The organism is Scytonema hankhaensis NUACC26 (genome assembly GCF_045865695.1).
GTDB lineage: Bacteria > Cyanobacteriota > Cyanobacteriia > Cyanobacteriales > Nostocaceae > Scytonema.
This window is the reverse complement of sequence record NZ_BAACAP010000211.1, coordinates 19,500-38,907: the sequence shown is the minus strand read 5'-3', so window position 1 is coordinate 38,907 and position 19,408 is coordinate 19,500. Positions and strand designations below refer to the sequence as shown.

Sequence of the window (19,408 nt, the reverse complement as noted above, 5' to 3'; positions counted from 1 at the left end):
ATATTATCTGCAGTTAAAAGGAATGACTTTCGTTAACCTTGTCTAATCATGGAGAGTACATATGTTTGACAACAAGTTACTTAAAGGCTACGCAGCAGGTGAAAGAGATTTTTCTGGAACTGACATAAGTGGTGCCAACCTTAGGGACTGTAATTTAAGCAGTATTAACCTGAGCGGTGCTAATTTGAGAGAGTGTAATCTGGCAAGTTCTAACCTTTGTGGTGCAAATTTCAGCACTGCCAAACTCATTAAATCTGATTTAGGGGGTTGCAATCTCAGGGATAGTGACTTGACGGGTGCTGACCTGACGGGCGCACATCTGGGTGCTGCTGACTTGACAGGTGCTAACTTGACAGGTGCTAACCTGACGGGAGCTTTGTTATTATGTGCGGACTTGCGCGACACTAATATGAATGGGGCTAATCTAAGCAAATCTAATTTATATGGTGCTAGCTTATCTAACGTAAACTTGTGCAATGCCCTCTTAGAAAATGCCAATCTTATAGATGCAAATCTAGAAGGCAGAATCAACTTAATCAACGCCTCAGTCACAGGAGCTTTTTTCAAAGTATCCACATTGGGAGCAGATTTAAACGGAGCCAACTTAAGTAAAGCTAATTTATGTGGTGCTAATTTAAGTCATTCCAATCTAACTAACGCTGACCTGAGTTTAGCCGATCTTGAAGGCGCTAATTTGAGTGAAGCCAACTTGACTAGGGCAAACTTAACTGGTGCAAACTTAATAGGTCTTGACCTAAGTGGAGCTAACTTGACTGAAGCTAACCTAAGTAGCACCGACATAGTAGGTGCTGATTTAAAAAATGTTATTTTTTGCAACACTATTATGCCTGATGGAAGCATTTTTTCCTCAAATTAAATGATTGGTGGTAATGACCGAGTGTTCGGATATGATGCACAGGGCAGATTAAAAACTGCAACTGACCTTGCTAGCAATACCTATACCTATGATTATGATGATGGTAGCGCCAAAATCACCTCACCAACTCAAGAAACTCTCCAGTATAAGTACGATGCACTCGGTAATTTAGAAAAAGTCACATTTGGCAATAATACCTTTAAACAAATGTCCTATCGTCCTGGCGACAACCGTTTGGGAACAGTGACATTACCAAGTGGAGAAACCATCAAGTACGATTACTATGAATCGGGACAAGTGAAAACCCAAACAACCAAGAATAATGGTGTTGTAAAAGATAAAGTTAGCTACACTTATACCACTGAGGGTGCGGTCAAGACAATGACCGACAGCACTGGTACTACGACTTATCGCTACGACAGCAACAACCGTCTCTATGGGATAGATTATGCCAACGGTAGCAGTATTAGCTACACCTACGATCCAGTAGTTGGACGGCTTAAGACTGTCACCGAGAAAGGTTCTGCAACTGCAACAGCATACACCACCGAGTATGATTACGATGTGTTTGGTAATCTGAACTGGATTAAAGACCCTCTAGGCGGAATTACCACAATGAAATATGATGTGGTCAACTCTTTGAAGGAACGTACCTTACCCAATGGTGTGAAAACCGTCTATGAATATGATGACCTCGATCGAATTAAATCTATCGTCCACACCAACGCACAAGGACAAGTGTTAACGTCTGTCACCTACGAACGTGAGGGAATCGGAGAACCAAGTAAGATTACCCGTGAGGATGGTTCCTATGTGAAGTTGGAGTATGATGAAGCGCTACGGGTTGAGAAAGAATCGTACTACAATGCATCAGGTACATTGTTAAAAGAAACGACTTATGAATACGATGCATCAGGTAAGCGCAAAGTGCAATCTAGTACAACAAATGGTAATCGTACATTCAATTACACTGCTGGGTATCAATTAGATACTGTCACTGAAACTGGCGAGACTGAGAATTACGATTATGATGCAAATGGAAGGTTGACGCTGATAAACAGAGATGGCAAAACCCTCGATCTAGACCACGATGCCTATGACCATCTCACTACTGTCAAGAATAAAACCACTGGTAAGACAACACAGTATATTTACGATGGTACTGGTAACAGAATCAAAGCAGTATCCGGTAGTACTGAAAGAAGATTTTTGGTAGCACCTGCGATGGGTGGAGGTTTAGAATCAACTGATTTAATTACCGATGCTGCTGGCAATCTGATTTCCAATTACATCTACGCTGGTGGTTCAAGTCCTTTGATGCGAATAGGCGCTGATGGAAAGCCAGTGTACTATTTAACTGATGCGATGGGGACTGTTATTGGGTTAGCTGATGGTCAAGGGGCGAGTGCTGGTAAGTTCCTCTATGACGCCTTTGGTAACATCTTGTCACAGGTTAGTGGTAATAATAGCGCTGCTAGTGGTGATTTTAGGTTCCAAGGGCAATGGTTAGAATCTGAGAGTGGGTTGTATCACTTTAGAGCAAGGGATTATGACCCAGCAACGGGATTGTTCCTAAGCCGTGACAGAGTGGATATTATTGAGACTGAGCCGGAGAGCTTTAATCCCTATCAGTTTGTGTATAACAATCCCTATGTGTATAGTGACCCGACAGGAATGATTACTTTGGCGGAACTAAATACGGCTGACGCTATGGGTAATATTTTGAGGTCTATACAAACTTACACTCGGCAACAAACCCTTGAGTATTTCAAACAAAAAACTGGCGAAGTTGTAGGTCAATTGCTATTCAATTCCCTTAACACCTTTATTCCTGCCACTAACCCATATCGAAGAGGAATAGAAGCAGCCCTTAACGCTGGAGAAAAATTAGCAGCAGGAGATATGTTTGAATTTTTACTCATAGACATAATATGTGAAATACTTGAGCCTGTACAGACATATACCAACGATATTTGGCTCCAACCAGAAGTGAACAGAGCAGGTTTTGCTGGGGGTGATGGCTATCATTGTCCTGTGGTGGTAGGATTTGATAATGTCAGAGAAAACTGGTTTAGACCTGATTATATTGTTAGACGCGGCGAACCCTCAAACCATAAACTAAAAAGCTGGCTTGTCGGCGATGTTAAGCTATCTGCAAAAACTATTTACGACTCGTATATTGGAGGAAATGGTCGCGCTGCTAGACAACCAAACCAGTGGCAAGCTATTACTAACCATGCGAAAAAGCAGGGATACTTCATAGCTGGATTTATAACGCTGTTTGACGGAGGAAGGCAGAAAGAATTTTATCGTCAAGAATTACAGGAAAAAGCATTTCAATCTGGGGTTGTTGCATTAAGTCTTCCTATACTTTCTTAAAAAAACTGTTAATTAGTAAACCCTTGGTAAAGAAAAATGTCTCTAACTTCATTAAATCTAAGTGGAAATGATGAATCAAATTATAAAGACAAAAAACTTTATGAAGCAATTGTTGCTCATGACTTATTAAAAATACAAAAACTCATTGAAAATGGAGTTGATGTCAATCAATTAGACTGGCACGAGGGATTAACTCCACTAACTAAAGCTATCCTTCTGGGTGATTTGGCAATTATTCAAGTTCTTCTTAAAGCTGGAGCTGATTTGCATCAATTAGACCTTGAACCTGCTACACCATTAGGATTGGCAGCTGAACTAGGTAACCTAGAAGTCCTACAACTATTACTGCAAAATGGAGCTAAAGTTGATGCTGGAGGTTGTCAAAGTCCACTGGATCGGGCGGTAAGTCAAGGTCATCTTGATGTTGCTATCACATTGATAAACGCGGGTGCTAATGTGAATTCAGCAGACGAAACTGGTATAACTCCTTTAATGATTGCATCGTTATCTGGGAGCATTGAGTTTGTAAAAATTTTGATTGAGGCTGGTGCAAACGTAAATGCGGTTGATGAAAATGGAAATACGGCTTTAATGAAGGCTGCTGAAAACAAACAGCAGAATGTTTTCAACTACTTAGCACCCTTGAGTACACCTACGACAATATAGGTAACCGCAAGACTCAGGTAGATTCAGTTGAGGGCATCACGACCTATACCTATGACAATAATGACCGATTGTTGACGGAAACAACCAAGGGTCAAATCTCAACTACTTACACTTAACCCAAGTTGCTAGTTATCCAGATAGGCGATCGCAACGAGCCATTTAAGCAATAAAATCCCCTCCAGATAGAAAATTAGGAGGGGAATATGCTTAATGAAATTATAGCGATCTATGCTATCACTGATGACCTATTGATGGCGATTGGGCATAAGAACGATCCGAGATGTGAAATGAGTGATGCTGAAATTATCACAACGGCATTGATTGCAGCCATTTTTTTTCATGGTAATCACAGCAAAGCTTGTGCTTATATGAAAGACCATAATTTGATACCAAGAATGTTAGAAAAATCACGCTTTAATCTGCGCTTACACAGGCTCTCCATGTTGCTCAACGATTTATTTCATCAAATAGGAATGATACTAAAAGAAAGTAGTAATTGTACTGAATATCTTTTAGACTCATTTCCTGTTCCGATGTGTGATAACATTCGGATTTTTCATGTCAAGTTAATCAAATCTAAGGAATACAGAGGTTATATTGCATCGAAGAAACGCTACTTTTATGGCGTAAGAGTCCAGTTACTAACCACCAAAAGTGGTATTCCGGTTGAGTTTGTGTTTTTACCTGGGAGTGCAAATGATGTGCGAGCGTTAAATGCACTCCCGTTAAATTTGCCCGCGAACAGTGAAGTATATACTGATGCTGCATATACTGATTATACGGCAGAAGATGACTTAGAGAAGTCAGCTCGAATATCCCTAAAAGCCATGAGAAAAAAGAACTCTAAGCGTCAAGACCCACCTTGGGAGCAGTATATCAAGCAAAGTACTAGACACTACATAGAAACCGTTTTCAGCAGCATTACTTGTGCTTTCCCGAAATCCATTCATGCAGTCACCTATGAGGGATTTTTACTTAAGCTAGAGGCATTTATTTTTTCTTTTACTCTTCAACAAGCTTTTCTAAAATGAGTAATTTATAGAACTTAAAACAACTTAATTTACTGAAGACTCAATTCAGTTTAGGGCGCAGTGGTGCGTAGCGTCACCACTACTTTTTTATGCGCATTTATATCAATTGAGGAGTTACTTGCATTCATCAGTTGATAACCCGCAACTTGGGTTAGTAAAGCAATTTGTGGTCTTGCCACTGGTAGCCTTGCTATAGCGGCAGAATATGGTCATCAGGAAGTATTCAACTACTTATTTCCCCTAATTTCTGACCAAGAAGAGCGAGAATATGCCCAAAAAGAACTTACACAAGGAATAATTCGCAAACAAAGAAGAGAGAATAAGCTTCTAAATGATTTTTTTAAAGCGGTGGGCGAGGGAAGTCTTGGAGAAGAGGAAGATGTTGAGGCTGTTCGCAGGTTAATAGAAGCGGGGGTGGATATCAATGCTTTTTGTGATACAGGTAAAACTGCAATTCATTTAGCTGTTTGCTGGCGTTCTATTACTATGATTGAGTTACTAGCTGAGTTAGGTGCAGATTTGGATATCCTGGATGAAAGCAAAGATTCCACTCCATTAATGATGGCAGTAACTGGACGAGACTTTAGGGCAATCCAAGCATTGATGAGAAGTGGAGCTAATGTCAATGCAAGAAATAAATCCGGTCATACGGCTTTGTTTATTGTAGAAAAAGATCCAGATACTCCATTGATTATACAGATTTTACTAAAAGCAGGTGCTACATATTAACCCGATCGCACTTTCAATTACACAGTAGGCTATCAACTTGATACGGTAAGGGAAACTGGTAAGACAGAGAATTACGATTATGACCAAAACTGTCGGTGGAAATAATGCCAATGATGCCTAATCAAAATGATGAGTCAGAAGAAATTGAAAAACTACTCTTTGATACTATTGATTCTGGCGCTCTAGATTTGATATCAACCTATTCTCAGCAATTTAAAATAGCGAAATTTAAAAAAATCAAAATACCATCATCAAAGGTGTTAATTTAGAACAAACTGGACATGAGAAATTAACTCCTTTACAATTAGCATTAACTCTCGGAAATTTTGAAATTGTTAAGATTTTTGTGAACGCTGGTGTAAATGTGAATAATTCAGTAAATGGTTATTCGCCCTTAGAAATAGCTGTCAGTTCTGGAAAAATTAAAATCGTAAAATTTCTGATTGAATCTGGAGTCAACCTAAATTCTCAAAACTTATCTGAATGGACTCCTTTGATGGTAGGTATTGATGCTGGCTATGATGATATTGCTCGTCTGTTAATTGATGCTGGAGCGGATATCAATATAAGTAGTCGTGCAAAATAAATTATCTAATTGGGAGAGAAAACAGGGAACGGGGAACAGGTAACAGTGCTGGATTACAGCGATTTTAGCTGCTTTACAAAATATATAAATATTTATTCATAAGTACTTAGTTAATGACGATAATCATACAGCATTGAATATTGCTTTAAGAGAAAACCGATGGAAAATAGTTGAATATTTATTACCCTTATTATCTTTAGACGAACAAAAGTATGCTCAAGAACAAATTCAATATCAAAGATTGCGCCAAGGGAAAAGATTATTAGCAGCGACTAGAAAGGGAAAGACAGATATACTTAAAAAAGTTTTAAAAACCGAAATAAATCTTGAAGATATAGGTGCTGCACTAATTTTAGCTTCTCATGAAGGGTATAAAGATATAATTGGTCTCTTGTTAGAAAGTGATATAGATGTGAATTATTCTGATAAGAATGAGTGTAATGCTCTTATGTATGCAGCAAAAAATGGTCATCTAGAAATAGTCAATATTCTATTGAAAGCTGGTGCAAATTCCAATTTAAAGAATAAAGAAGGGTATACAGCACTCACTTACGCGCAGAAATCTGGGCATACTGAAATTGAAAATCTACTTTTTTAGACACAGATGTATTCAGATGTAATGACAACCGGCTTTTATAAACTACTGGGAAGAAAGCACAGTATATTTACGATGGTGCTAGTAACAGAGTTAAGGCAGTATCCGGTAGTACTGAAAGAAGATTTTTGGTAGCACCTGCGATGGGTGGAGGTTTAGAATCAACTGATTTAATTACCGATAGTAATGGGAATTTGATTTCTAACTACATCTACGCAGGTGGTTCAAGTCCGTTGATGCGAATCGGAGCTGATGGCACACATGTGTACTATTTGACTGATACAATAGGGACTGTCATTGGGTTAACTGATGGTAGTGGAGCTAGTAAAGGGAAGTTCCTCTATGACGCCTTTGGTAACATCTTGTCCCTGGTTGGTGGTAATAACAGTGCTGCAGGTGGTGACTTTAGGTTCCAAGGGCAGTGGTTGGAGTCCGAAAGTGGGTTGTATCACTTGAGAGCAAGGGATTACGACCCAGCAACGGGATTGTTCTTAAGTCGTGACAGGGTTGATATTATTGAGATGGTGCCGGAGAGTTTTAATCCCTATCAGTTTGTGTATAACAACCCGTATATTTATAGCGATCCGACCGGGATGATTACAATTACTGAAATTTCTGCAAGTCAATATTTAGAGAAAAGCATGAACGCTTTGAGAACATATGGTATGAATCAAGCTCGTGACCGTCTTAGACAAAAAGCTAGTGACGCTATAGGTAATGTAGCTCTTGAGGCGCTAAAAGCGTTTATACCTTATGGTGATAGTTTTCCTATGGTCTTTAAAGATGCTCTACAAGCTGGAAGATGGTTTGAGGATATGTTTCGTGACACGATATGTGAAATGCTTCCATTTGATACTAGTCAGTTATTTCTAGAAGTTGGAGTAAGACAAAACGGACAACCTTATTCTCCTGGATTCACATGTGGAGTGTACTCTTTGCCCACACGAGAGCGTGATGAGTTAATTGGATTCTTTTCTGGACTTGGCGCACAGAAAGATACAGCCAGACCAGATTTTATTGTCACACCTCCAGGTAGTAAACCACGAGAATCTAGAGACAACGGTAGAACACTAGTATTTGGCGGTCCTAGACCCAGTTGGGTTATTGGAGATATTAAACTTTCAATCAAAACACTATACAACGACTATGTTGGAAGCACAAAATACGCTGCTAAAAAACCGAATCAATGGAACGCCAATCTGAACTACGCCGCCAAAAATGGTTTTAATGTTGCTGGATTCATTACATTATTCGGGGAAGGTAAAAAATTTGATTTTTATAGACATAAAATAATTGAAAAAGCACTTCAGCCAAGGGAAGGACGTTTTGGAAATCTTGGTGTTGGATTATTAATTGCAACTATCTCACAAGGTTCTAGTTCTCCATTCAAGTAGTAATAGATGTATATTATGAATACTGAAAAGTCATTAAATTTAGAAGAAAGAAAACTTTCTGAAGCAGTAAAGTCTGGCAATTTACAACTAGTACAAGAACTAATGACCCAAGGTGTTAATGTCAATCATTGGGCTAACGAAGAATGGGATGAATATTGGGAGGATTTTCTGACTCCTCTTGAACAAGCAGTGGTAATGAAGAATAAAAACATTGTCCAAGTTTTACTTCAAGCAGAAGTTGATGTGCATAACTGGAGACAAACGTATATATGCCGAGCATTAGACATTGCTGCACTTCTAGGCGACATAGAAATAGCACAAATGTTAATACAACCTTTAAAAACTCAGCTTGATGAATACATATTAAACCCACTGTTAATTCACGCAGTACAAGGGGGGAGTAATGAGATTGTTCAAATCCTGCTCGGATATGGGGCAGACATAAATTTTGTTAGTGTTGAAGGAACACCTTTACTAGCAGCAGCAAGCAAAGGAAATTTACAGATGGTTAAGTTATTGGTAGAAGCTGGGGCAAATGTAAATTTTGTTAGTGACGAGTCTCCCTTTTTAGGTGCGCTTGGGCTTGCAGCTAAATATGGTCATCAAGATGTTTATGAATACTTATTGACTTTAGTTACAGACACTGATGAACGAGATTTCGCACGAAGAGAATTACCACAAGGAATTTTAAGAAAGAAAACGCAAAAATAGCATCAAAAATCTCTGTGTATCTAGTTTTCAGGATAGACAAACCCAAAAGCCCACCCCAGATTAGTACAGTAGCCTTTCCACAGATGCATTCTACACTTATAGAGTAGCTACCTTAGTGTTTTCACGGATGCGACTGCCCACCTCACAACCACACCAAAATATAAGAACCCACCTTCCGCACTTCAATTTGAAGTACAAAGAGATTATGGGTAAGAGAAAAGCAAAAAATCAGGATGGTAAAGAACTAGAGTATAGAATGAATCTAACCCATGAAGATAAATAATTAAACATAAAATATTTGAACCATAAAATAGGTTATGTAAGCACTAAAAATTTGAAGAGCAATTACTGTTCCTCCAGATGTTGAGCAATTTTTATTGACTCTTAAAATATTGTTTAGCTTAAGAAAGTAGATAATATTTTTGACAAGATGATGGTAGACAGGTCAAAATAAAATGGCGTCGCTCTACGCTATTGTCCTTTTGACCAAACGTTTTTTTCAACGTTCATACTCGATAAAGTAGTTAGCGAGCGCTATAAGAGCGCTCCGCGCTATTGTCCTTTCGCCAAGCGTTTTTTAGGAAAATCAAGCTTTTCTTTGTTTGCTGTAGTAAGGTTTAGCAAGAAATAATGCCAATGATGTCTAATCAAAATGATGAGTTAGAAGAAATTGAAACACTACTCTTTGATGCTATTGATTCTGGCAATTTAGAAACCGTCAAAAAAATTTTTTTGAAAGGTGTAAATAATAATCAATGCCTGTTAAATTTTGGTTATACGCCTCTTGAATATGCAGTCGAGAAAGGTGAATTGTCAATTGTACAAAGTATGTTGTCAACTGGATGCCTGCCGAGATCGCGGCAAAACGGGACACGTTGTAAAGTTTTATTGCTTCACTTGCTTTTTGATTTACGCGACAGGGAAAACCCAAACAACCAAGAATAATGGTGTTGTAAAAGATAAAGTTAGCTACACTTATACCACTGAGGGTGCGGTCAAGACAATGACCGACAGGACGGGGATTACGACATATCGCTACGACAGCAACAACCGTCTCTATGGGATAGATTATGCCAACGATAGCAGTATTAGCTACACCTACGCTCCAATAGCGATCCGACGGGGATGATTACACTGGTAGATATTAACGCCAGTCAAACAATTCAAAACATACTACAAAATATTCAGCGTGCAACTCTTCGCACAGGTCTTGACTATGCTAAAGATAAGGCAGGTGAAATAGTGGGTAATGTCATTATGGGTTACCTTAAATCAGCTTTACCTGGTGTCCCTGACCTGACTAACGCCATTCAAGCTGGAAAAGGACGTTGGTTAGAAAATTTAATCATGAAAGGCGTTTGCGACATCATAGGTGCTAGCCAAACACAATGGCTTAATAGCCTATGGATTGAAGTTCCTATTTTACGTGATGGGACTCCTGTCGGAAATGGATTTTCTTGCGGTGCGTTACCAGGCACACCAGATAGTAATGAACTTTTGGAGAACTACAAAGGCGCTAGACTTAGGTACGATCCATTTGGTCGCAGGTTTAATGCGAATAAAGCTGATTTTCTCTTCAAAAATGGTCTTCCAACAGAAAATGGGGGTTCTAAGAGTTGGTTGATTGGGGATATCAAAATAAGTTTAGATGAGATGCACAGACTTTATACAGAAACCAATAAGAAAAAACAATTTGATGCCATTGCAAACTATGCCAAGAACCGCAAACGAAGCCATGCTCCAATTACAATGTTCATTGTAGGTAAAGATGGTCCACAAAGTAAGAAAAATGAATTGCAAAGTAAAGCAATTCGTAAAGGAGTTGTAATGCTGCTTATTTCAATATTTTGATTTCGTGATTCTGTGGAGCGAGAATTAATGCTTGCTCCACGTAAAAAAAGTTGTTTTTTGTATTGATTTCAAAAATTAACTAGTTAAAATTAGAGAAAAATAATAATGAGATGCTAGAAAACAATGAAAGATTTTGGGAAGCCTTTGATATTAACCTTTTCTCAGCAATTAAAAATAGCAAAATTGAAAAAATTCAAAATACCATCATCAAAGGTGTTAATTTAGAACAAACTGGATATGAGAAATTAACTCCTTTACAATTAGCGTTAACTCTCGGAGATTTTGAAATTGTTAAGATTTTTGTGAACGCTGGTGTAAATGTGAATAATACAGTAAATGGTTATTCGCCCTTAGAAATAGCTGTCAGTTCTAGGAAAATTAAAATTGTAAAATTTCTGATTGAATCTGGAGCCAACCTAAATTATCAAAACTTATCTGGATGGACTCCTTTGATGGTAGCTATTGATGCTGGCTGTGATGATATTGCTCGTCTGTTAATTGATGCCGGAGCGGATATCAATATAGTTAATGACGATAATCATACAGCATTGAATATTGCTTTAAGAGAAAACCGATGGAAAATAGTTGAATATTTATTACCCTTATTATCTTTAGACGAACAAAAGTATGCTAAAGAACAACTTCAATATCGAAGATCTCACCAAGGAAAAAGATTATTAGTAGCGACTAGAAAGGGAAAGACAGATATAGTTAAAAAGGTTTTAAAAACAGAAATAAATATTGAAGATATCGGTGCTGCACTAATTTTAGCTTCTAATGAAGGGTATAAAGATATAGTTGGTCTCTTGCTAGAAAGTGATATAGATGTGAATTATTCTGATAAGAATGAGTGTAATGCTCTCATGTATGCAGCAAAAAATTGTCATCTAGAAATAGTCAATATTCTATTGAAAGCTGGTGCAAATTCCAATTTAAAGAATAAAGAAGGGTATACAGCACTCACTTACGCGCAGGAATCTGGGCATACTGAAATTGAAAATCTACTTTTAGGCACAGATGTATTGAGACAATAAAGTCCAGCTTTATTGGACTAAGAATGACTGAAGGAGAATGAAAATCATCAAAGCGGTGTGTGGGGTCTCGGCAATTGACCGCCAACCACCTGTTGGGGCGATAAGCTGGGTACAGCTTGCGCTTCGCGAACGCCAACGTCGGCAACTTATACAGTAGTTATTAAATGTGTTCCATTGTATAAAGCAATGATAAGACTTACGCTACCACTGAATACGACAGCTTAGGTCGGCGCATTGCGGCGCTCGACCAAAACCAAAAGCGCACTGAATATCGCTATGACGATTTGGGTCGTTTGACTGGAGTGAAAAATGCGCTCTCTGATTGGACGGAGTATGGCTATGACGAAGTTGGCAATCTGATTTTGATAAAAATTGCACCAGATGGAGTTGCAGCTACTTTTGATGGTCGTACACCTGGAACTAGAAATGTTTGGGAAGCAAAGTACGGTTATGAAATAATGCTTACGGTTCCCTTTTTAGCTGAGGCAAATCTTACGACATTTGAAGGAGAAAGAGCCAGACAATTAAGAGTAGCAAGTGAATGTCGATATAATCTTCAATGGGCATTCTCAAATGAGGGGCTTGCTAATCTTGTCAGAGATAGATGGGGAAACAACCCTTCTGTTCTGCACATACCATTTAGATAACTGCGGAAACAATCTTCCTATTACTTAGATAGTATAGAAGAAGCGTGGCTATCTGCCACACTGTAAAGCATTGCGTTTGAAAGTAGCAGGAGTACCTTTGACTAAGGTAGTATCAGCGAAAGCCTAACTTTTTCCAAATTGTTGCTCTGCTATATCACCACACATTATTACAACATAAAAGTAAACAGAATCATGAGTGCAGACCCGGTTTGGTGCTTGTTTAGAGTAAAACCCTCAGACGTGCCTAATGTAAAAAAAACATTTGACAAAGCTGTAGAACAGTCTCAAGTCTCTGAAAAATTACAGGAATTTCTCCGAAAGCAGGTAGAAGAATTTAATGAATTTCATTGTCAAGATAAAGCTACGCTCAATCATTTTATTCCTGGGTCTTTTGTGAATAAAAACAAAAACTTTGGCGTGTTTGATTGGAATGATTTACATAAGACATACCATCTTTTCTTTCCACATACTTTTGTAAAAATGTTTGAAAATCTTTTTATGGGAGATGCTCCAATTATTTCTGAACCAATGGACAAAGCAAAATTAGAATTTGTTATAACTAATCGTGTGGGAGCAGCGGAAATTCTTTGGGGTGGTTTGGGTTGGGAAAGGGCTAGTAGACTTCCTGGGTACTTGGGAAATATGCTTGTGCTTCCAGAAGATGTTGCCAATGCTTTAGCAACTGTTGAGAAAATTTTTGCGGAAGTAGCCTTTGAGCAATTTCTTGAAGGAGCACGAGTGATTGGAGTACGAGGAAATGCTAACGAAGATATTGTAGAAAACATTCAATCATTGGTTTTATCAGCTTTAGGTATAGTTTTAAAAAAAGGGAATGGACTTTTAGCTTTAAACTATCCACATATAGGTTCTATGCCATTTCCTGAACATGAAAGTAATTGTAACTAGACCCATAATTCGTCAGGTCTAGAAGCATAAGCGAGTTATTGTGTAACTTAAAGGATAAAGTTGCCAACCCGTTACGCACGTTACAGAAGAAGAAGAAAGGAGTTTTCAAACAACTTTGGTCTTTCATCTTCCCTCTTCTTTTCTAGTTTTTGAAGAGTAGATACCAAAATGTGCTGCAATTCATCTACTTCTTTCATAATAGTTAACTTTACATCGGTATTGTAAACGCCTTCACTTAAACAAGTAGTTGATTTTTGTGTGCAATTTTCTGTGAAGAACGAGGATAATGTGTGGAACAACCAGCCAAAGGACCCTCATCCTGCGCTCGCTTGACTTTCAAGCCAATGCAAAAGGAAGTTATGCAAATTGTTGAATATTTACGCATCATTTAAGATTGGTATAAAATTTACTCGTAATGAGTCCACATACGAATTATCTTAACTACTTGCTCGGATTCGATTACCTCATATACCAAACGATGCTGTATATTTATCCTGCGAGAATAAGCACCTGATAAGTCACCAACCAGCTTTTCATAAGGCGGAGGATTTTGAAAAGGATTTTCTTTAAGGACTGCGAGTAATTCCTCCGCTTTCTCCTTCAAATTACTAGAAGCTAATTTCTTGGCGTCTTTTTGCGCTTGTTTTGTATAAACCAACTTCTAACTCACCAATCCAACTCCCCATCACATTCTTCGAGAGGAGTTGCTAGCCCTTCTTTTCTAGATTCTCTCGCATTCCAGGGACAGATAATAAGTAAAGAGTTTCCTGAATAGCAGACCAGTCTTTTTCGGCAAGCAGAATCGCATTACCATGCTCACCCTGAATAATAACGGGTTTACCCTGCTCTGAAACTTGGTTGATTAGCTTTTGTAAATTATTTTGAGCGTCGTTGACGGGAAGCACAGACATCATACTTTTTTTGACTCACAGTAACTTTACTCTAGCTAATTTACGAACTTATGCGAGCAAAGTTAGCTTCACAGCATTTCTCACGTTCGGTTTAAATCTCTCAGAAACTATAATTACGTAAAAACATTTAAGTATTTTTACTCTGAATTTATGTTTGTATGGCTAGTGTTGTAGTAAGCTATGAATTACACTTTTTCCTTGCTCTTATACTTTCATTCTTCATACACCTCGCAATGCCTTCTAATAAGATTAATGAATTACGAAACTGCTCGCAAATTCCTGATTGACCAAACAATAACAAATGAGGATAGCCCAGATGCTCTGTTGACTCGTCTCAAACAGGGGAAACCTCCTGTACCCGGTCAAATCACCTCGATTTTGCTGGCCATGAAGGTGGTGTTTGAAGGTCTAAAGGATGCCACTATGATGGACAGGGAAATAGTGTCTGCCTTATTCCAGTTAGCTGTTAAAACACAACAATTATTTGCAGCAGGACGTAAAGCAGGGGTTGAATGGCCACCACTGCTGAAGGAAGATTTGGTGAGAATTGCGATCGCTACTGAAAGTATTCTGTCAGGCGAGTGGCAAAGTTTACATTAAACCAGTGACCCTCCGGGTTCGCCCTCCGGGTTCGCCCTCCGGGTTCGCCAGTCCCCTACGGCGGGAGACCCGCCTACAGGGCTGGACTCACCAGTGACCAGTGACCAGTGACCAGACCAACTAACGAACTTTTAACTCTGTCTCTAATTTATCTAGATCGGATTTCAGTAAAACAGTCATTTGACCCGTAAATGCTTTGCCATCCCTGGGTTGCGCGACTTCTACCCAGTAAGCATAGCGATCGCCTACACGTAATTGTCCTTGCAAAGCTTCCTTGATTGGAGTTTTGGCAAAGCGGGAGGCATTCACTGTACTCTGGTTGGGATACTCGTACACAACGCGAGCATTTTTGAAGTCTTGATAAATTTCCAACCCATAAATAGATCGTAAAGATTCTTGAAGGCGATCGAATGTCATGCCGTTAACAGCATCGAACATTGTAATCCGCTCGTTACGAATTTTACTACGGTCTTTTGTAAATCCGACTTTACCGGCTGCTAGCACTGATGCTTGAAAAGAGAATCTTTGGGCAGCCGTGTCGCTCTTTTGGACAAAGAATCGCTCTGCTGGGGATGGGCGTAATGTAGGATGTGCTTTAATCCAAGCAGCAACATCCTCTGTGGACTGTCCTGGTAAAGCAAAAGCTGATGAATCAAAGATAACGCTCCAAGAAAAGCAGGCAATAAGGGAAAAAGGTAATATTAAAAACTTAGGTAGAGATTTATGTATCATTTTTTGTTTGTGACTGACAGGGTAAGTAATTATAGTTTTCCCTTTTTCAGTCAAAAGCTTTAAGGGACTTCCAAATAAAAATCAGTAAAGCCCCTCACCTAGAAGGGCTTCTGTATTTTGGAATAGAAACTAGCAGAATATGTATATTGCCAGTTTTAACTAGCTTGCAATCGTTTCAATTCTTCTATTAATGCTTGACATTGGGTACTGGCATCTCTGGCTTGTCGCATTAAATCGAGTCCTTGTTTGCGATCCACCTTAGAAATTTTTACAGCTTGATTGCTTAATTCAGCCGCTTGATGACTGTATTGTTTGATTTTAGCTTTCAGTTCTTCATACTCTATGGTTGATAGCATTTTGGGTTAACCTCCTAATTCTGAAATTACAACGTCTATATTCTCCATTTGTTCATAAAGTATATTGGCTCTAGCTTGGAGTATGCTAGCGTCATTGAAATTTCCTTCGTCTACGGCGTCATCTGCTAGGTTGTACAGTTCGTTGGTTATTTCTTCAAGTTTCGCATATACCCGGAATAGAGCGTCAAGTGTTTTTTGTTGCATTTATTTTTTACCAATTTAAATCTAGTTCATCGATGATTGAAGAAATTATACTCAGGGCTAGCGCTAGGAGAATTTCGATAACTAGTATTTATTAAATGTGTTTAAGGAACTATTGCGACTTTAATAACTTTACGTTCCCTCATATCACAGAAAACTTGTTCTAAATCGGCTAAGGGACGGCGATCGCTAATCAATAACTCAAAAGGAATTTTCCTGCTAGCAATGAGTGAAAGTGCTTCTCTTACAAATACAGGAGTGTTGTGAAAAACTCCTTTTAGTGTCAGTTCGCTATAGTGGAGTTGTTCTGTACTTACAGTAATACTAGTATCTCGCGGACAACCACCGAAAAGATTAACAGTTCCACCAGGGCGAGTACAGGCAATTGCTGTTTCCCAAACACTAGGTATTCCAGTCGCCTCGATCGCAACATCTGCACCCATTCCTTCCGTTAAATCTTTCACAAAATCAGAAATATCCGGTAATTGGTGGTAATTAAATGTTTCTGCCGCACCTAACTTTTTCCCAATAGCCAGTCGTTGGTCATTTCCTCCAAAAAGCAGTACTTCTACTTGTGTATCGAGAGCTAACTTTGCTACGAACATCAGCCCAATTGCCCCATCCCCTAACACAACAACACGAGCATCCGATTTGATATTGGAACGAGCAACCCCGTGCAATACGCAAGCCAAAGGTTCTGTCATGGCTGCCAATTCAGAGGGTAAGTCATCAGGAATGGGCAACATATTATACTGCACAATTGGAGCGGGAATTTTTAAATATTGGGCAAATGTTCCATTATTCCAGGTTAAGTTGGGACATAAAGAGTATTCTTGACGATCGCAAAAAAAACACTTCATACACGGAGCCGAATTATTTGCGACTACGCGATCGCCCACTTGCCAATTTGTAACATCTTCTCCTACAGCTACAATCCGTCCTGTAGCTTCATGACCAAAGAGAGTAGGTGGTTTCAGCATTTTTGCGTGACCGCCGCGCCGCCACACTTTCAGATCTGTACCGCAAGTTGTTGATACTTCTACTTGAAGAATGACTTCGCCTTTGTCAGGTGTTGGCTCGGCGACTTCTTCCAAGCGTAAATCTTCTTTACCGTAAAGTAAAGCTGCTAACACGGATTGCAATCTAAATAATTGACTCCACTCGATTGTATCAGGTGTTACTTCCTTTGCGCTCTAAAATTGCCGATTTTTGTAGGGTGGGCATTGCCCACCAACGGCGAATGGTGGGCAATGCCCACCCTACTGCGTATATTTTAAAGTTTATACTTTGCTTCTAACTCCCAAATCCAAGCTTGTAAAATTGGGTTGACAATTTCAGGAGCTTCATCTTGCGGACAATGCCCAACGCCCTCTAAAGGAATAAACTTTTGTACTTTTGGGTAATTTGCCAATTCTCTTCCTAATTCAATTGGCTCCCAAGGATCGGCTGCTCCCCATAAAATAATAGCGGGGCATGGGAGTTGAGGTAATAGGTCTTCCGGTAAGGGTCCGGTAGAATATGCGGTGAAGGCAAGAAACACGGCGACAGCACCGGGGTCTTGTGCGGGTTGCATCAGAATATCTACGAGTTCTTCTGTGACTACCTCAGAATTAACATAGGCTTTGAGGAGAATTTGCCGTACTGTTTTTGGTTTGGCAATTTGGTTGAAAAAGAAGTTTCCTATAGCTTTAATGGAGAGTACCTGTTGAAGTAACGGTGCGCCAAAGCGACGATACCACGGTAAAGTTATGCGTTTGCGATCGTGTAGCAAACGCAAGGAACAATTGAGCAAGGCGACTCCCAAAACAATTTCTGGATTATCCACGGCTGTTTGCATTACTACAATACAACCAACAGAGTTACCAACTAAAAATGCTGGTTCGCCTACAACCTCGCGGCAAAAGTCTGCGATTTGCTGACCCCAAGTTTCAAAAGTATAGGAAATTTTTTCACCTGGTTTCGGTTTTGCCGAACTACCAAAACCAATTAAATCAACCGCAAACACACGGCAATTTTCTGCCAACTTCGGTATATTTTTTCGCCAGTGCCACCATGACGCGCCAAAGCCATGTACTAAAACAACAGCTGGTCCGGAGGTTCCCTGAGTTTGATAACAAATGGGAAATCCTTGCCAGATACAGGTTTTTGTTAATGTCAATGCTGAGGTGGAAGCAGAGGAGGTCATGAGAATTGGGTTGTCAGTACAGGGAAGAGATGTAGCCGTTTATCGCGGACATTTCTGTCTTTATTTTGACGCAGGTGATAAGCAATGGCACTAGCTTTTTCATAAACAGAACTAGGCAAAGGATAAAATTAGGTTATATTCTCAGATTGAAAAGCTCGTATCGATCGCTTCCACATATGGCAGGACATAGTAAATGGGCAAATATTAAACGACAAAAGGCAGTGGTAGACGCAAAAAAAGGTAAAACTTTTACCCAACTGTCACGCGCAATTATTGTAGCCGCCAGAAGCGGAGTACCCGACCCGGCTGGCAATTTTCAATTACGTACTGCTATTGAAAAGGCAAAAGCCGCTGGAATTCCTAATGATAACATTGAAAGGGCGATCGCTAAAGGGGCTGGTACTTTTGCAGGCGATAATTCTAGTTTAGAATCAATTCGCTATGAAGGATACGGTCCTCTTGGAGTTGCCGTTCTCATCGAAGCACTCACTGACAATCGCAACCGAACTGCTGCTGATTTGCGTACCGCCTTTAGCAAAAACGGTGGAAACTTGGGCGAAACAGGCTGTGTCAGTTGGATGTTTGCTCAAAAAGGCGTTTGTACGGTACAAGGAGTTATGGATGAAGAACAGCTTCTAGAAGCATCTTTAGAAGGAGGTGCTGATACTTATGAAATGACTGAGGATAAGACAGCTGAGGTATTTACCGAAGTGTCAAATTTGGAAAGCCTCAGCCAAACTCTTAAAGAAAAAGGTTTTCAGGTGAGCGATGTTGAATTACGGTGGATTCCCGATAATAGCGTAGAAGTCACAGATTCAGAACAAGCGCGATCGCTTTTAAAGTTAATCGATTCTTTAGAGAGTTTAGATGACGTACAAAATGTTACCACCAATTTCGATATGTCGGAAGAATTGATGTTGGTTATTAATAAATATTAAGACATCGTAGGTTGGGTTGAGGAACGAAACCCAACGCTCTAGTAATTTTGATATGTCAGAAGAGTTGATGATGGTTAGT

At 39.4% G+C, this 19,408-nt stretch carries 25 protein-coding genes; 18 read left to right on the top strand and 7 right to left on the bottom strand.

What is annotated here, in order from left to right; all coding sequences use genetic code 11:
• Positions 1-61: 61 nt before the first annotated feature.
• The 16 genes from ACKTT2_RS26910 (at position 62) to ACKTT2_RS26835 (ending at position 13,406) form a co-directional block, all read left to right on the top strand.
• Positions 62-877: a pentapeptide repeat-containing protein gene (locus ACKTT2_RS26910; protein WP_407892339.1), complete on the top strand. Its 816-nt coding sequence runs from the start codon at positions 62-64 to the stop codon at positions 875-877.
• Positions 878-3,256 (top strand): RHS repeat domain-containing protein, encoded by a 2,379-nt coding sequence (locus ACKTT2_RS26905; protein ID WP_407892337.1) that lies wholly within the window; start codon positions 878-880, stop codon positions 3,254-3,256.
• Positions 3,257-3,292: 36 nt separating this feature from the next.
• On the top strand, positions 3,293-3,922 hold the full coding sequence (locus ACKTT2_RS26900) for an ankyrin repeat domain-containing protein (RefSeq protein ID WP_407892335.1): 630 nt from the start codon (positions 3,293-3,295) through the stop codon (positions 3,920-3,922).
• Positions 3,923-4,125: 203 nt separating this feature from the next.
• Complete coding sequence (locus ACKTT2_RS26895) at positions 4,126-4,953, top strand: IS982 family transposase (RefSeq protein WP_407892333.1); 828 nt, start codon at positions 4,126-4,128, stop codon at positions 4,951-4,953.
• Positions 4,954-5,301: 348 nt separating this feature from the next.
• Positions 5,302-5,682 carry an ankyrin repeat domain-containing protein gene (locus ACKTT2_RS26890; protein ID WP_407892331.1) on the top strand — a complete coding sequence of 127 codons (381 nt, stop codon included), beginning with the start codon at positions 5,302-5,304 and terminating at the stop codon, positions 5,680-5,682.
• A gap of 110 nt (positions 5,683-5,792) precedes the next feature.
• Complete coding sequence (locus ACKTT2_RS26885; protein WP_407892329.1) at positions 5,793-5,951, top strand: hypothetical protein; 159 nt, start codon at positions 5,793-5,795, stop codon at positions 5,949-5,951.
• Complete coding sequence (locus ACKTT2_RS26880; RefSeq protein ID WP_407892410.1) at positions 5,930-6,268, top strand: ankyrin repeat domain-containing protein; 339 nt, start codon at positions 5,930-5,932, stop codon at positions 6,266-6,268. Before ACKTT2_RS26885 ends, ACKTT2_RS26880 begins: the two co-directional genes overlap by 22 nt.
• A gap of 133 nt (positions 6,269-6,401) precedes the next feature.
• On the top strand, positions 6,402-6,866 hold the full coding sequence (locus ACKTT2_RS26875) for an ankyrin repeat domain-containing protein (protein WP_407892327.1): 465 nt from the start codon (positions 6,402-6,404) through the stop codon (positions 6,864-6,866).
• Positions 6,867-6,991: 125 nt separating this feature from the next.
• A complete protein-coding gene (locus ACKTT2_RS26870; protein WP_407892325.1) occupies positions 6,992-8,257 on the top strand; it encodes an RHS repeat domain-containing protein in 1,266 nt (421 codons plus the stop codon).
• 15 nt (positions 8,258-8,272) lie between these two features.
• Entirely contained in the window at positions 8,273-8,968 is a 696-nt protein-coding gene (locus ACKTT2_RS26865) for an ankyrin repeat domain-containing protein (protein WP_407892323.1), read from the top strand.
• A 636-nt stretch (positions 8,969-9,604) separates the two neighbouring features.
• Positions 9,605-9,913, top strand: a complete 309-nt coding sequence (locus ACKTT2_RS26860) for an ankyrin repeat domain-containing protein (RefSeq protein WP_407892321.1) — start codon at positions 9,605-9,607, stop codon at positions 9,911-9,913.
• A gap of 58 nt (positions 9,914-9,971) precedes the next feature.
• Positions 9,972-10,097 carry a hypothetical protein gene (locus ACKTT2_RS26855; protein ID WP_407892319.1) on the top strand — a complete coding sequence of 42 codons (126 nt, stop codon included), beginning with the start codon at positions 9,972-9,974 and terminating at the stop codon, positions 10,095-10,097.
• Positions 10,094-10,819, top strand: a complete 726-nt coding sequence (locus ACKTT2_RS26850; protein ID WP_407892317.1) for a hypothetical protein — start codon at positions 10,094-10,096, stop codon at positions 10,817-10,819. Before ACKTT2_RS26855 ends, ACKTT2_RS26850 begins: the two co-directional genes overlap by 4 nt.
• Before the next feature lie 110 nt (positions 10,820-10,929).
• Positions 10,930-11,853: an ankyrin repeat domain-containing protein gene (locus ACKTT2_RS26845; RefSeq protein ID WP_407892315.1), complete on the top strand. Its 924-nt coding sequence runs from the start codon at positions 10,930-10,932 to the stop codon at positions 11,851-11,853.
• Positions 11,854-12,137: 284 nt separating this feature from the next.
• Positions 12,138-12,500, top strand: a complete 363-nt coding sequence (locus ACKTT2_RS26840; RefSeq protein ID WP_407892313.1) for a hypothetical protein — start codon at positions 12,138-12,140, stop codon at positions 12,498-12,500.
• A 192-nt stretch (positions 12,501-12,692) separates the two neighbouring features.
• Positions 12,693-13,406, top strand: coding sequence for a hypothetical protein (locus ACKTT2_RS26835; protein ID WP_407892311.1), 714 nt, complete (start codon positions 12,693-12,695; stop codon positions 13,404-13,406).
• Between the two features lie 406 nt (positions 13,407-13,812).
• Here ACKTT2_RS26835 and ACKTT2_RS26830 read toward each other — a convergent pair whose 3' ends face one another.
• Positions 13,813-14,064, bottom strand: coding sequence for a Txe/YoeB family addiction module toxin (locus ACKTT2_RS26830; protein WP_407892309.1), 252 nt, complete (start codon positions 14,062-14,064; stop codon positions 13,813-13,815).
• A 49-nt stretch (positions 14,065-14,113) separates the two neighbouring features.
• Complete coding sequence (locus tag ACKTT2_RS26825; RefSeq protein ID WP_500691402.1) at positions 14,114-14,320, bottom strand: type II toxin-antitoxin system Phd/YefM family antitoxin; 207 nt, start codon at positions 14,318-14,320, stop codon at positions 14,114-14,116.
• Positions 14,321-14,569: 249 nt separating this feature from the next.
• Here ACKTT2_RS26825 and ACKTT2_RS26820 point away from each other — a divergent pair, with 249 nt between their 5' ends.
• The gene (locus ACKTT2_RS26820) at positions 14,570-14,917 is read left to right on the top strand and encodes a Dethiobiotin synthetase (RefSeq protein WP_407892307.1); all 348 of its coding nucleotides are present in this window, start codon (positions 14,570-14,572) and stop codon (positions 14,915-14,917) included.
• Positions 14,918-15,037: 120 nt separating this feature from the next.
• Here ACKTT2_RS26820 and ACKTT2_RS26815 read toward each other — a convergent pair whose 3' ends face one another.
• The 5 genes from ACKTT2_RS26815 to ACKTT2_RS26795 all read right to left on the bottom strand — a co-directional run bounded on the left by ACKTT2_RS26815 (position 15,038) and on the right by ACKTT2_RS26795 (position 18,391).
• The gene (locus ACKTT2_RS26815) at positions 15,038-15,649 is read right to left on the bottom strand and encodes a hypothetical protein (RefSeq protein ID WP_407892305.1); all 612 of its coding nucleotides are present in this window, start codon (positions 15,647-15,649) and stop codon (positions 15,038-15,040) included.
• Between the two features lie 155 nt (positions 15,650-15,804).
• A complete protein-coding gene (locus ACKTT2_RS26810; RefSeq protein WP_407892303.1) occupies positions 15,805-16,005 on the bottom strand; it encodes a hypothetical protein in 201 nt (66 codons plus the stop codon).
• Between the two features lie 6 nt (positions 16,006-16,011).
• The gene (locus ACKTT2_RS26805) at positions 16,012-16,209 is read right to left on the bottom strand and encodes a hypothetical protein (protein ID WP_407892301.1); all 198 of its coding nucleotides are present in this window, start codon (positions 16,207-16,209) and stop codon (positions 16,012-16,014) included.
• 101 nt (positions 16,210-16,310) lie between these two features.
• Positions 16,311-17,339, bottom strand: coding sequence for a zinc-dependent alcohol dehydrogenase (locus tag ACKTT2_RS26800; RefSeq protein ID WP_407892408.1), 1,029 nt, complete (start codon positions 17,337-17,339; stop codon positions 16,311-16,313).
• Positions 17,340-17,479: 140 nt separating this feature from the next.
• A complete protein-coding gene (locus tag ACKTT2_RS26795) occupies positions 17,480-18,391 on the bottom strand; it encodes an alpha/beta fold hydrolase (protein ID WP_407892299.1) in 912 nt (303 codons plus the stop codon).
• 176 nt (positions 18,392-18,567) lie between these two features.
• Here ACKTT2_RS26795 and ACKTT2_RS26790 point away from each other — a divergent pair, with 176 nt between their 5' ends.
• Positions 18,568-19,329: a YebC/PmpR family DNA-binding transcriptional regulator gene (locus ACKTT2_RS26790; RefSeq protein WP_407892406.1), complete on the top strand. Its 762-nt coding sequence runs from the start codon at positions 18,568-18,570 to the stop codon at positions 19,327-19,329.
• Positions 19,330-19,408: the final 79 nt, after the last annotated feature.